Origin of the sequence: Propionivibrio sp. (genome assembly GCF_016790145.1) — a bacterium.
In the GTDB taxonomy this organism is placed as follows: Bacteria; Pseudomonadota; Gammaproteobacteria; order Burkholderiales; family Rhodocyclaceae; genus Propionivibrio.
This window is the reverse complement of record NZ_JAEUOI010000018.1, coordinates 19,672-31,967: the sequence shown is the minus strand read 5'-3', so window position 1 is coordinate 31,967 and position 12,296 is coordinate 19,672. Positions and strand designations below refer to the sequence as shown.

13 protein-coding genes are annotated in these 12,296 nt (G+C 61.3%); 9 read left to right on the top strand and 4 right to left on the bottom strand.

The genetic code is table 11. The features are described 5' to 3' along the window. Positions 1-16 precede the first annotated feature (16 nt). On the top strand, positions 17-1,105 hold the full coding sequence (gene pbpG / locus JNM42_RS01920) for a D-alanyl-D-alanine endopeptidase (RefSeq protein WP_294265322.1): 1,089 nt from the start codon (positions 17-19) through the stop codon (positions 1,103-1,105). 54 nt (positions 1,106-1,159) lie between these two features. On the opposite strand, the gene JNM42_RS01915 is transcribed toward pbpG, so the two are convergent. Beyond that, positions 1,160-1,939 carry an IclR family transcriptional regulator gene (locus JNM42_RS01915; RefSeq protein WP_294265319.1) on the bottom strand — a complete coding sequence of 260 codons (780 nt, stop codon included), beginning with the start codon at positions 1,937-1,939 and terminating at the stop codon, positions 1,160-1,162. A gap of 114 nt (positions 1,940-2,053) precedes the next feature. Between JNM42_RS01915 and JNM42_RS01910 the strand changes: the two genes are divergently transcribed. The 7 genes from JNM42_RS01910 (at position 2,054) to JNM42_RS01880 (ending at position 9,292) form a co-directional block, all read left to right on the top strand. Then, entirely contained in the window at positions 2,054-2,791 is a 738-nt protein-coding gene (locus JNM42_RS01910; protein WP_294265316.1) for a (Fe-S)-binding protein, read from the top strand. Then, a complete protein-coding gene (locus JNM42_RS01905; protein ID WP_294265313.1) occupies positions 2,791-4,224 on the top strand; it encodes a lactate utilization protein B in 1,434 nt (477 codons plus the stop codon). The genes JNM42_RS01910 and JNM42_RS01905 overlap by 1 nt, the downstream gene beginning before the upstream one ends. After that, positions 4,224-4,856 (top strand): aldehyde dehydrogenase family protein, encoded by a 633-nt coding sequence (locus JNM42_RS01900; RefSeq protein ID WP_294265310.1) that lies wholly within the window; start codon positions 4,224-4,226, stop codon positions 4,854-4,856. Before JNM42_RS01905 ends, JNM42_RS01900 begins: the two co-directional genes overlap by 1 nt. Continuing rightward, complete coding sequence (locus JNM42_RS01895; protein ID WP_294265306.1) at positions 4,853-5,515, top strand: lactate utilization protein C; 663 nt, start codon at positions 4,853-4,855, stop codon at positions 5,513-5,515. Before JNM42_RS01900 ends, JNM42_RS01895 begins: the two co-directional genes overlap by 4 nt. Positions 5,516-5,712: 197 nt before the next feature. Continuing rightward, positions 5,713-6,060: an STAS domain-containing protein gene (locus tag JNM42_RS01890; protein WP_294265304.1), complete on the top strand. Its 348-nt coding sequence runs from the start codon at positions 5,713-5,715 to the stop codon at positions 6,058-6,060. Next, complete coding sequence (locus tag JNM42_RS01885) at positions 6,057-7,013, top strand: MBL fold metallo-hydrolase (RefSeq protein ID WP_294265302.1); 957 nt, start codon at positions 6,057-6,059, stop codon at positions 7,011-7,013. Before JNM42_RS01890 ends, JNM42_RS01885 begins: the two co-directional genes overlap by 4 nt. Continuing rightward, positions 7,010-9,292 carry a CHASE2 domain-containing protein gene (locus tag JNM42_RS01880; protein ID WP_294265300.1) on the top strand — a complete coding sequence of 761 codons (2,283 nt, stop codon included), beginning with the start codon at positions 7,010-7,012 and terminating at the stop codon, positions 9,290-9,292. The genes JNM42_RS01885 and JNM42_RS01880 overlap by 4 nt, the downstream gene beginning before the upstream one ends. Here the strand turns inward: JNM42_RS01880 and JNM42_RS01875 are convergent. The 3 genes from JNM42_RS01875 to JNM42_RS01865 all read right to left on the bottom strand — a co-directional run bounded on the left by JNM42_RS01875 (position 9,284) and on the right by JNM42_RS01865 (position 11,262). Beyond that, a complete protein-coding gene (locus JNM42_RS01875; RefSeq protein ID WP_294265299.1) occupies positions 9,284-10,336 on the bottom strand; it encodes an FAD-dependent oxidoreductase in 1,053 nt (350 codons plus the stop codon). The two genes, JNM42_RS01880 and JNM42_RS01875, sit on opposite strands and share 9 nt — an antisense overlap. Positions 10,337-10,415: 79 nt before the next feature. Continuing rightward, a complete protein-coding gene (locus tag JNM42_RS01870; RefSeq protein WP_294265296.1) occupies positions 10,416-10,652 on the bottom strand; it encodes a TIGR02450 family Trp-rich protein in 237 nt (78 codons plus the stop codon). A 31-nt stretch (positions 10,653-10,683) separates the two neighbouring features. Then, a complete protein-coding gene (locus tag JNM42_RS01865; protein ID WP_294265292.1) occupies positions 10,684-11,262 on the bottom strand; it encodes a lipocalin family protein in 579 nt (192 codons plus the stop codon). Between the two features lie 291 nt (positions 11,263-11,553). Here JNM42_RS01865 and JNM42_RS01860 point away from each other — a divergent pair, with 291 nt between their 5' ends. Beyond that, positions 11,554-12,294 (top strand): SDR family oxidoreductase, encoded by a 741-nt coding sequence (locus JNM42_RS01860; RefSeq protein WP_294265290.1) that lies wholly within the window; start codon positions 11,554-11,556, stop codon positions 12,292-12,294. Positions 12,295-12,296 lie beyond the last annotated feature (2 nt).

Sequence of the window (12,296 nt, the reverse complement as noted above, 5' to 3'; positions counted from 1 at the left end):
GCGGGAGGTTTTTCCAATGCAGATCAGGCTGAAAACTGCGTTGTTGTTCTCTGCGTTGCTGGGCGTTGGAGTTACCAGCGTCGGTAGTACGCAGGCCGTTGAAAAAGATATAACCAGGACTGTTGCACAAAAGCAGAAGAGCAAATCGACGGTGTCGAAGAGTAAAGCCGTGCCGGTTGCCAAGAAGGGCAAAACCGCGTACGCAGCCAAGAAGAGCAAACCCGCGTACACCCCCAGGAAAAATCCAGCCAGTATTCTTGCGGCGAATAACTCGGCAGCATGGACGGAAACGAGCAAGCTGGTCGTGCAATCGGGTTCAGCACTGGTCATCGAGCAGGTCGGTGGCGACGCTCTCTACCAGAAGAACGCCAGCGCTGTGGTGCCGATCGCCTCGATCACCAAGTTGATGACGGCCATGGTTGTGCTGGACAGTTCGCCGAACCTGCACGCACCCATTACCATATCGGATGACGATGTCGATTACCTGCGCGGCAGCCGGTCGCGTCTGCATGTCGGTTCGGTAATGACACGTGAATACGCTCTGCTGCTTGCCCTGATGTCTTCAGAGAACCGTGCGGCCAACGCGCTGGCCCGACATTATCCGGGAGGAATGTCAGCGTTTCTGGCCGCCATGAACCTCAAGGCGCAAGCACTTGGCATGAGAGACACCCATTTTGAAGACCCGACGGGGTTGACCAGCAATAATGTATCGACGGCCCGCGATCTGGCAAAGATGGTTGCCGCAGCGCACCGTTACCCGCTGATTCGTGAATTTTCGACAACGTCCGAGGCTACGGTGGACGTCGGTGGTCGCGAGCTGGCCTATCGCAACACGAATCCGCTGGTGAAAAGCGCGGCCTGGGATGTCGGTCTGTCCAAAACCGGCTACATTCATGAAGCCGGCAAGTGCCTGGTCATGCAAGCACGCGTTGCTGACAAGCCGGTGGTCATCGTATTACTGGATTCGGCAGGAAAACAGACGCGTGTCGGCGATGCCAACCGGATCAAGCACTGGATGGAGAGTACGCAGACGCATACGCAGGCTTCGCGCAAACTTTCTCCGCAAGCCGCGCTTGCGCAGGAAAGTGCCCGCCGTCCGGGCTAACTGCTGCAACCGCATTCAGGAAAAAGCCACGGCGATCCGTGGCTATCGACCAGTCTATCCAGTGCGTGGCTGGCTAAAACCCAGAGCACGTGAAATCGCGGTTGCCGTGTCGTTGATTTGAGCCACCCAGCCGGGGTCGTGCCGATCTGTCGGTGCCGAGATGGAAAGACCGGCGATGATCAATCCTTCGTCACTACGAATCGGCGAAGCAATGCAGCGGAGGCCGATTTCTGCTTCTTCGTTGTCGTAGGCCACATCATGCCGACGAATCTTCTCGAGTTCCTTTTCCAGCGTGCCCAGATCGGTCAGCGAATGCGGTGTCCTGCCCGGCAATCCGGTGCGCCTGGCATAGGCGCGAACGTCTGTCACACTCTCGGCGGCAAGAAACAGTTTGCCCAGCGAGGTCAGGTGCAAGGGCGCACGACCTCCGACCAGATAGACGACGCGCACCAGCGAACGACCGCTTGAAGTGCGTTCAACGTAAATGATTTCGTCATTGTCGCGAATGCCGAGATTGATCGCTTCACCGATCGTTTCGTGCAGGCTCTGCATGAAGGGCAGGGCGACTTCGCGGATGTTGATCCGCGACTTGACGATACTGCCGAGTTCGAGCAGGCGAATGCCAAGCGCGTAGGTACTGGCATGGTGTCGTTCAACCAGACGTGCCCGGGTCATTACCGCCAGAATACGGTGCGCAGTTGAGGGATGCAGTCCGGTGGCCTGAGAGAGGGTCTTGAGCGATGCCGGCTCCGTAGAGTCGGCCATTACATCGAGCAGTGACAACATGCGCTCAATGACCTGGATCGACGCCTTTGCTTCGTATTGTTCGGCCATCACGGTCCTGTTTTACCTTTCGTTTTGTGCTTCGGCAGCATACTATTGGGCGCTCTGCCCGATCTAACGATTGAATACTCGCCGCGCCTTGTGCGCTGCAATAATCTTACTATCATGCGTGTTGCCCTGTTTGTCACCTGTCTTGTCGACCTCCTGCGCCCGAGTGTCGGATTCTCGGCAATCCGCCTGCTTGAGTCTGGCGGGTGCACCGTGTGCGTTCCTCCCACTCAGACCTGCTGCGGGCAGCCGGCGTTCAATTCGGGAGATCGCCTGGCCGCGGGCGCGCTGGCCAGGAAGACGATCGCCGAGTTCGAGGGCTACGATTATGTCGTCGTGCCTTCCGGCGCCTGTGCCGATCAGCTCAGGAACGAGTATCCGGGGCTCTTTGCCGGGAACCGGGTTTGGCGTGCACGTGCCGAGCGACTGGCCGCACAGGTCTATGAGCTGACCGATTTTCTGGTCAGCATCCTCAAACTTTCTTCGCTACCGGGCGAGTTTTCAGGCACGGTCAGTTATCACGATTCCTGCAACGGTCTGCGCCGTCTCGGCATCAGGGACCAGCCGCGTGCCTTGCTGGCCGGGATGACCGGCCTGACCCTCAGGGAAATGCCGGCGAGTGGCGAGTGCTGCGGGTTTGGCGGTTCCTTTTCAATCCGCTTCGGTGCACTCTCGGCAGCGATTGCCGAAAGAAAATGCGTCAATGTGCAGATCGCCGGTGCCGATGCCGTGGTGGGTGGCGAACTGGGCTGTCTGCTGAATATCGAAGGCAGGTTGCGCCGCATGGGTGACGAAAAGACTCGAGTCCTGCACGTTGCCGAAGTGTTGGCCGGAGCGGAAGGAAAGCTCGACTGATGCGCCAGCAATCGATGTTCTTCAGCGCACGGGTTGACGAGAAACTGGCCGATGTGCGCCTGCAAGCCAATCTGCGCAAGGTGAAGGACAATTTTGTCCATGTTTTCGCCGCAGCCAAGCACGACTACAATCAGGAGGCTGATTTCGAAGCGCTGCGCGATGCCGGTGCGGCCATCCGCAAGCGTGTGCTCGACAACCTGGATATCTGGCTGGAACTTTTCGAGCAGAACGCCACGGCACGCGGGGCCAGCGTACTCTGGGCACGCAACGGCAGGGAAGTCTGCGAGCATGTGGTAAACATCGCCAGGCAGCACGGCGTGAGCAAGGCGGTCAAGTCGAAGTCGATGCTCTCCGAAGAAGCCGATCTCAACGCGGCTCTGTCAGCGGCCGGCATTCAGGCGGTGGAAACCGATCTGGGCGAATACATCCTGCAGATTGCCGGCAATGAAGCGCCTTCGCACATCATCGCCCCGGCCATGCACAAGAACCTCGACGAGGTGGCCGATCTGTTCGCCAAAACACACCACACGCCACGCAAGACAGGGATTCCTGAACTCGCGCGCGAGGCGCGCGAGGTGCTGCGCGAGCATTTTACGAGCGCGCAGATGGGCATCACCGGCGGCAACTTCCTGATCGCCGAAAGCGGCAGTGTGGCGCTGGTGACCAATGAAGGCAACGCGCGCCTGGCGACGACGCTGCCCAGGGTGCATGTGGTCATCACCGGGATAGAAAAGATTGTCCCGACGCTGGAAGATCTGGCTACCCTGCTGCGTCTGCTGACGCGCTCGGCGACCGGTCAGTCGATTTCCAACTATGTCTCCGTGCTCGGCGGAACCAGGGAGCGAGCCGATCCGGAGGGCCCGCAACACAGGATGTTCATTCTGGTCGATAACGCTCGTTCCGGGCTGCTCGGCAGCGACATGCAGCCGATGCTGCATTGCATCCGTTGCGCGGCGTGCATGAACCACTGCCCGGTGTATCACAGCATTGGCGGTCACGCCTATGGCTGGGTTTATCCGGGGCCGATGGGCTCGATACTGACTCCCATGCTCACCGGTCTCGAGAACGCGCTCGAACTGCCGCAGGCGTCGACGCTTTGCAATCAGTGTGGCGACGTTTGTCCGGTACGGATTCCTCTGCCCGAACTGCTGCGCATGCTGCGCGAGAAGCAGACGGCCCGCGGCTTGCGTCCCTTCCGGGAGCGCGCGCTGCTCAAGGCCTGGGCGTGGCTTGCCGAGAGGCCGGGTTGCTATGCTTTGGCGACAAGATTCGCTCGGCGTTATCTCGCCTGGCTGGCCGGTGGCCGTGATCGGATTGATCATCTTGCTGTCGTCCCCGGCTGGAGCAAAGGCCGCGATTTCCCGGCGCCTCAGGTCCGGACTTTTCGCGATTTATACGCCAGTCAACAACGAACTCACTGCAGAGGAAGCTGATGCTGAAAACCGACGCTCCGCTGGCCATCCCCTTGTGGATCAATGGCCACGCTTACCTGACGCTGGCTCCAGCCTTTCAGGATGTCCGTAACCCGGTCAGCCACGAGGTCTTGCGGCGAACTCCGCTGTGCGGCGCCGCTGAGGCGCAAAAAGCCGTCGAGGCCGCGCACGCCGCGCTGCCGTTGTGGTGTGCACAGCCCGCAACAGCGCGCGCCGCCTTGCTCATTGCCGTGGGCGAAGCGCTGGCCGGCTACGCTGGGCATTTCGCGCGGCTGATTGTTGAAGAAACCGGCAAGGAAACGCCTGCGGCCGAGGCCGAAGTGGGCAAGGCGGTGGCCCTGTTGTGCGGCAGTCTGAACGCTAAGGCTTCCGGCGCGCCGGGAGTGGTGGGTATTGTCGGTAATGCGGCAGCACCCCTGCTTGACCCGCTAGGGCTTGCGGTCCCGGCCTTGATGGCGGGTGCGGTCGTCGTCATCAAGCCGGACCCTGAAATGCCATCGGCGATATTCGCGCTGGCCGAACTGACCGCCCGTTGCGCATTCCCCGGCGGTGTATTCAGCATCCTGCATGGCGCCGAGGCGGCGGTGGACGGGCTGCGTGCACTAGAGGGCGTCAGCCTGTTATTCGCATGACCGGTACAGATTCGCGTGATGACATTCTGGCGCGCGTGCGGGCCGGGCTGGCGCACGATCCGGCGCTGGTCGACACCCGGCGGCGAGCAGCGCTTGATTACCTCAGTGCGCGGGCACAGAACTCGCGTCCGCGGCTTGCGGGTGATTTGACGCAGCGCTTCTGCCAGCGCGCACTGGCGATGTCCTCGACGCTCGACAGGGTCGCCAGCCTGGCGCAGGTACCGGCGGCCGTTGCCCGCTATCTGACCGCCAATGGCTTGCCGTTGAAGGGCGTTTGCTGGACGTGCCATGCCGCGCTGGACTGGGCGGCGGCGGGGCTGCACGTCGAAGCGCGTGCGGCAGGTCATGACGATCTGGTCGGCATTACCGGTGCCTTCTGCGCGATTGCCGAAACAGGGACCCTGATGCTGCTCTCCGGGGCGGAAACGGCGGCCACGACCAGCCTGCTGCCGGAAACCCACATTGCGATCGTTCCTGCTTCGCGCATTGTCGCCGGGATGGAAGACGGCTTCGCCTTGCTGCGCGCCGAGCATGGCGAACTGCCGCACGCCGTCAATTTCGTTTCCGGCCCATCGCGTACCGGCGATATTGAGCTGACCCTGGTTCTCGGTGCGCACGGGCCATATCGAGTGCATCTGCTGATTGTCGCTGACGAATGAATTGCTCGACGCTGCAGGGTATGGACGAGTTTGAGTAGGTCGGGTTAGCGCTAGCGTAACCCGACTGGGCTCCAGTCCTGAAACGCCGGGTTACAGCCTGGCGGCCTGACCCGACCTACTCGCTACTCGCTGATCGCTTCGTGATCAAGCATTCATGCCCTTATAATCATTCGACACGCATTTGACTTGAGGTTTTTATGGAGCTGACTTGTCGCGATATCGGCACGGTGCGCGTGCTGTCAGTTGAGGGGCGTATCGATCATTCCCGTGCAGCGGATTTCCAGCAGGCCCTGGCGCCGTACCTGAATGATTGCAGCGCCCAGGGACAAGCGCTGGTGCTCGACTTTGGCGCGGTGGATTACGTAAGCAGCATCGGCTTGCGTGCCCTGATGCTCGCCGCCAAGCAAGTCAAGGCGCAGAACGGCCAGATCGCCATTGCGGCGCTGTCTCCGGTGGTTTCGGAGGTGTTTCAGATCAGCCGTTTCAATCTCGTCTTCACTATTTACGACAGCGTTGACGCCGCCGCCGCGGAGCTGGCCAAATGAAAATCCGGTTCTGGGGGACACGCGGGTCGATTCCGGTTTCGCTGACTACGGCTGACATTCGGGTCAAGCTGATCGAGGCCGTCCAGGGCGCACGTGATCGTCGTCTCGATCACCGCGCCGATATCGAGGCCTATATCGACGGTCTCGGCTTTGACATTGCCGGTACCTATGGCGGGCACTCCAGTTGCGTGCAGATCGAGGCCGGCGGCGATGAGTTTGTCGTTCTCGACATGGGCAGCGGCGCGCGCCCGTTCGGTCAGTCAATGATCGAGCGCTTCGGTCCGGGCAAGCCGCAGACCTACCACGTATTCATGTCGCATCTGCACTGGGATCACATCATGGGGTTTCCGTTTTTTACCCCGATCTACATTCCCGGCAATCGCATCGTTGTCCATTCATGCCATGAAAACGTCGAGTATGCCTTTCGCCGCCAGCAACGCGAGCCCTCGTTTCCGGTCGATTTTGAACAACTGGGCGCCGACATCCGGTTCGACGTCCTGCAGCCGGACACGCCGTATTCCATTGCCGGCCTGACGGTGCGTGCCAAACTTCAGCGCCATGCCGGCGATTCATACGGCTGGCGTTTCGAGCACGAGGGCAAGAGCGTCATATATTCGACGGACTCCGAACACCGACTCGAAGACGAAGCCGAATGCGCCGCTTTTGCCCAGTTCTTCGCCAACGCCGATGCCGTCATTTTCGATGCCATGTATTCGCTGGCCGATGCCATTTCGGTCAAGGCCGACTGGGGGCATTCGAGCAACATTGTCGGCGTCGAACTGTGCCAGATGGCGCGTGCTCGACGGTTGGTCATGTTTCATCATGAGCCGGCCTATGACGATGGGCGCATCGAGCAGGTTCTCGGCGAGACCCGTCGCTTCGAGGAAATTACGCGTGACGGCCATGCGGTGGAGGTTCTTTCCGCCTGGGATGGGTTGGAACTGACGCTTTGAAGGCATTGTTCGGCCGGCTGAAGAAAATCTTCCTGGCCGGGCGGGGACGCCCGGTTGCCGCAGGAATCCTGCTCTGGATGCTGTTTGCCAGCGTGATCAGCGAAGCCGATCTGCCGGCCTGGTGGAGCGGGTCGTTGCCCGGTCAGGCAATGGAAATCGCCGCCCATCCGTTCAAGGCCGGGCGCCAGTTCCTGTTCGACGGTTATCAGCGCACGTTCCCGCGCCAGCCGGAATCGCAGCCGGTCACCATCGTCGCCATCGATGAACAAAGCCTGAAACTGCTTGGACAGTGGCCGTGGCCGCGCAACCGGCTGGCCGACCTGATCGATGCCATCGGCAAACACCGGCCCGCAGCCGTCGGGCTCGACATGTTCATGCCGGAACCGGATCAGACTTCTCCCGCTCGTGTGGCCGCCAATCTGCCACCGGAGCAGGCAGCGCTGGCGCGTGCACTCGAACGCCTGCCGAGCCATGAGGCCCGGTTGGCGCAGTCGCTGCACGCGGTGCCCAGCGTGCTCGGCGCCACCGGTTTTGATTTCGCCACGTACAGCACCAGCTCCGGGATGCGCACGGTTCCGCTCAGTGTTACCGGCGGCGACGCGCTGCCCTATCTGAAAAATTTCCCTTATGTACTGGCCAGCCTGCCCGAATTGCAGGCCGCAGCCCACGGGCAGGCGTTGCTCACCGTTTCCCGCTACGAAGGGGGCGTCGTTCGCCGGGTGCCGCTGATCCTGGCGCTCAATGAGCAGCCGGTGCCCGGACTGGCCATGGAAATGCTGCGTGTGGCCAGCGCATCGTCGGCCCTTGAAGTGGAGGTTGGGGGGCAGGGCATAACCACCGTCCAGGTTGCCGAGTTGCGGGTGCCGACACAGAGCGATGGCGAAGTGTGGCTGTATTATGCGCCAGTCAGGGCCGGCGCAGCACGCACCCTGTCGGCCGCCGACGTGCTGGCGGGCAAGGTCGACCCCGAACGGCTGGCAGGAAAACTGGTGCTGATCGGGCTGACCGGCTCGGGCCTGTCTGACATGCGCATGACACCCCTGGGCGATCTGGTGCCCGGTGTCGAGATCCAGGCGCAATTGATCGAGAGCTTGTTCGACGGCCATTTCGTCCTGCGGCCATGGTGGATGAAGTGGCTCGAATCATCGGCGATGGCGCTGATCGCGCTGGTCATGATCGCCTTCATACCGCGTACCGATGGCAAGGTCGCGCAGGTGCTGAAAAAGTCGGCACGTGCGCCAACGTGGGTTGTGATGGGCCTGAACGCGCTGATCATTTCACTTGGCTACCTCCTGTTCTACGGCAGCGGGCTGATGTTCGACTCGGCGTCGACGTTCATCGGCCTTTCCGCCGTGCTCGGCAGTCTGATTTCAAGCGCGATGATCGAGATCGACCGGCAGACCCGGCGGCTCGAGGAAGACCGTCAGCGCCTGCGCGAGAATGAGGCGCGGGCGGCTGGCGAACTGGCCGCAGCACGGCGTATCCAGCTCGGTTCGCTGCCCGATGCAACGCGCCTCTTTGCCGGCGAGACGCGCTTCTCGCTGGCAACCCTGCTCGAACCGGCGCGTGATGTCGGCGGCGATCTTTACGATTTTTTCATGATTGACGAGAAACATCTGTGCTTCATGGTCGGCGACGTATCCGGCAAGGGCGTCCCGGCCAGCCTGTTCATGGCCATCGCCAAGACACTGGCCAAGAGCATCGCCATGCGCGTGCACGAAGGCCTTGGCGCCATTGCCACCCTGGCCAACCAGGAACTCGCGCGCGAGAACGCCGAGCTGCTGTTCGTGACGCTGTTGATCGGCGTTCTCGATGTCGACAACGGCGAACTGTCGCTGGTCAATGCCGGCCATGATGGCCCGTGGCGAATCGCGCTCGACGGCCACTTCGAGCATATCGTTTGTCCGCTCGATGCCGGGGGACCGCCGCTCTGCGTGATCGACGATTTTGCTTACGTCGCGCAGCAGGTGCGCTTGTCGCCGGGCGATACGCTGTGCCTGATTACCGATGGCATCAGCGAAGCGATGAACGCCGCAGGCGAGGCCTACGGCAGCGAGCGTCTGGTGCAAGTGCTGAAAGCGGCTTCAGCCTGCGCGTCTCCCGCCGATGTGGTGCAGCGGGTGCAGGACGACCTCGCCGCTTTTGTCGGCGAGGCCGAAGCGTCAGATGACATGACGCTGCTGGTATTGCGCTGGACAGGCTTGGCAGAGGCTGTCCGGGCTGGTTGTCCGTCGGATTCAAATGCATTGCCGGCAAGGCAGGTTCCTGGTTCAGCGTAGTGGCAGACCCGCAGGCCGGCTGGGCATCTCATGGCCCTGACCGCCTGTCCCAAGCGAATTCACGGCCTGTTGCGCCAGCGCTCTGCCGCTCAGCCATGCCCCCTCGACCTTGCCGCCGTTGAGCCAGTCGCCGCACAGTCCCAGACCGTGCTCGGCCTGCCAGGCGCAGGCCATTTCCAGTGCCGGGTCGCTGTCGGCATAAAGCCAGCGGTGCGCCGTCCACGCTTGCGGGGAGGTGCCGCCGAGTTGCTCGAATGCGTGCAGCAGGAGCGCAGCAATGTTGTCGGCGTCTTCGGCAAGATGAGCTTCGCTCCATTCCGCGCTGGCATGCAGCAACCAGGTTTCTGTTCCGTTGCGCCCGGGTTTGCTGCTATCGCGCGCGATCCAGCGCAGCGGGCCTTGATTGACGAAAGCGGCATCGAACGGCAGCTCAAGCGGCGTCGCATAGCGCAGCATCAGCGCCCAACTGCCGCGCATCACGGCACTGCCGGCCAGCGCGCCGAGTTGTACCAGGGCGGATGACGTCTGCTGCAGCAAGGTCGCGGCCTGTGGTGCCGGGAGTGCCAGCAGAATGGCGTCAAAGCATTCAGGCAGCACCCCGTGTTCAAGCGATAGCAACTGCCAGCCCTCCTGGTGGCGTTGCAATTGCTTGATCGTGGTCTGCGCGCTGAACGCCAGAGAATCGGCCAGCCAGCAGGCCGGCGCTGTCATGCAGGGAACGCCGACAAAACGCTCGAGCGTCGAATCCCGGTCTTGCGAGGATAGGCCATCAAATACTTTCAGTCTGGGCTTCCACAGTCCAGCCACGCCGGCCTCTACCCAACGCGACACTTCGGCCCGGAAGTCAGGGTCGCGGGCGGTGAAATACTGGGCGCCGTGGTCGCACTGCCAGCCGTCCCCGTGTCGGGTACTCATGCGCCCGGCCGGTCCGCGGCTCTTGTCGAACAGGCTGACCTTGAGGCCGGCCTGCTGAAGCGCAGTGGCACAGGACAAGCCGGCGATGCCGGCGCCGATAACCGCAAAATGATGATTGAAATTGATCATTCCCGACCCGGTAGTCGAAAACCTTGACAAGAACAGGACGGGCGAAGCGCCTGCAAGGCCGTGACCTGGGTGTTCCCGCTCACTGCCAGCCCTGCAGCCACTGACTGCTGTCATTCAGCACACGCCACGGCAGGGTATATACGCGCCGGGTGAACACCGCTTCCAGTTCTATGCTTTTGATCCGCGTAGCGTGCGCTTCCTCAGCAGTCACCCGGGTAACCAGGAAATGCTTTTCCTTGCTCTGCGGATTGGCCGCCGTCCACTTGCTGAGCAGCAGCTTTTTCGGGCTCAAGCGGCGGGTGCTTTGCGGATTCATTGACTTTGCCTAAGCGACATCGCGGGTCATCCTAAGCGTCATCGCGCGTCTGGCTTACCCAGATCAATTGCTCGACATCAATCCCCAGTTCCCTGGCCTGGCGCAGCAGTTGCCCACGCACATCTGCCGGCAACTGCTTGTCCCTGGACAGTATCCACAGATAATCGCGCTCGGGTCCGACCACCATCGCCCAGCGATAATTTTGCTGATCGAGCGCAACGACATGGTAGCCCCCATAAAACGGCCCGAAGAACGAAACCTTCAGCGAGGCGCGGTTCGGGTCGCCGGTGAACAAGGCCCGGCCGCTCGCCTGGCGCCAGTCACCCTGCTTGTTGTCGTAACCCCGGTTGATGACCTCCAGGCTGCCATCAGCTTTCTGGCTGTAGGTGGCGCTTACGTCGCTCAGACCGCGCTCGAAGGAGTGGTCGAGACGAGCGACTTCGTACCACTTGCCGGCATAGCGCTTGATATCGAACGGGGTAACGGCGGTCACCCCGTCGGGTGGCGTTGTCGAACAGGCGCCCAGGCCGATCAGGGAAGCCAGCAACAGCAAGAGCAGCCGAATCGAAAGCGCGCCGGTCTGCTGCGAATTACGCAAATCGTGAGTCATGGTCAATGCCTGAAAAAAAGGGTTGTCAGGAGGAGTATCGTATACCCTGATAAGGGACCTACAGGCCATACTTCAATTGAAAAAACGAGAATTTACTTTAATTGTCCTAGACAAATAATAAATAAAGTCTACAATAAATGAAAATAACGTGTAATACGTGATAATTTTTATTTATTGTCCAGGACGTTAGTATTGATCTGATTGTTTTAACATCACGATATCAGACACCGTAACAAGCTGGTGCATGATACCTTTCTACGACGAGGCAACGAGAAGCATAGTGGAGGTCGCATGGAAAAAGTAGCACTGGTCACCGGCGCCGCTGGCGGGCTGGGCCAGGCGGTGGCTGACAAGCTTGCCGCTGCTGGCTGGAAACTGATCTTGAGCAGCCGTGACGGTGAGCGTCTGGCTCGTGCCTACGGTAACAGACATCTCCAGATCGTAGCGGACTGCTCCAGCGTTGCCGGAGCGCGCCTCATTCTCGAAGTCGCCAAGGCCCATCAATTCCAACCCGTCGCTCTCGCCCACTGCGTTGGCAACATTCGTCTCGGCGCCTTGCATCGCATGTCCGAGAGCGACTTCATGGACTGCCTCAACGCCAATCTGATCAGCGCCTTCCATACCTTGTCGGCCTTTGTCGGCGCGTTGAAAGACGCCAACTCTGCTGGCGCAGCGGTGCTGGTGTCGTCGGCGGCGGCGCGTATCGGAACGCCCAATCACGAGGCCATAGCGGCGGCCAAGGCCGGTGTCGAGGGCTTGGTGCGCGGTGCGGCGGCGACCTATGCGGCTTCAGGCATCCGCATCAACGCCGTCGCGCCCGGCATCATGGACACCCCGGCGGCGGCGCGTATTCTCGGCAGTGCGCCGGCCCGCGAAGCGGCGGCTCGCCAGTACCCCCTGCCCGGCATTGCCACCCCCGATCAACTCGCCGAACTGATGGTCTGGTTGCTCTCTGAAAGTGCCGCCCGCGTCACCGGCCAGGTGTGGTCGATGGACTCCGGTTTTTCCAGCATCCGGCCGCTGATCAAGTAAAT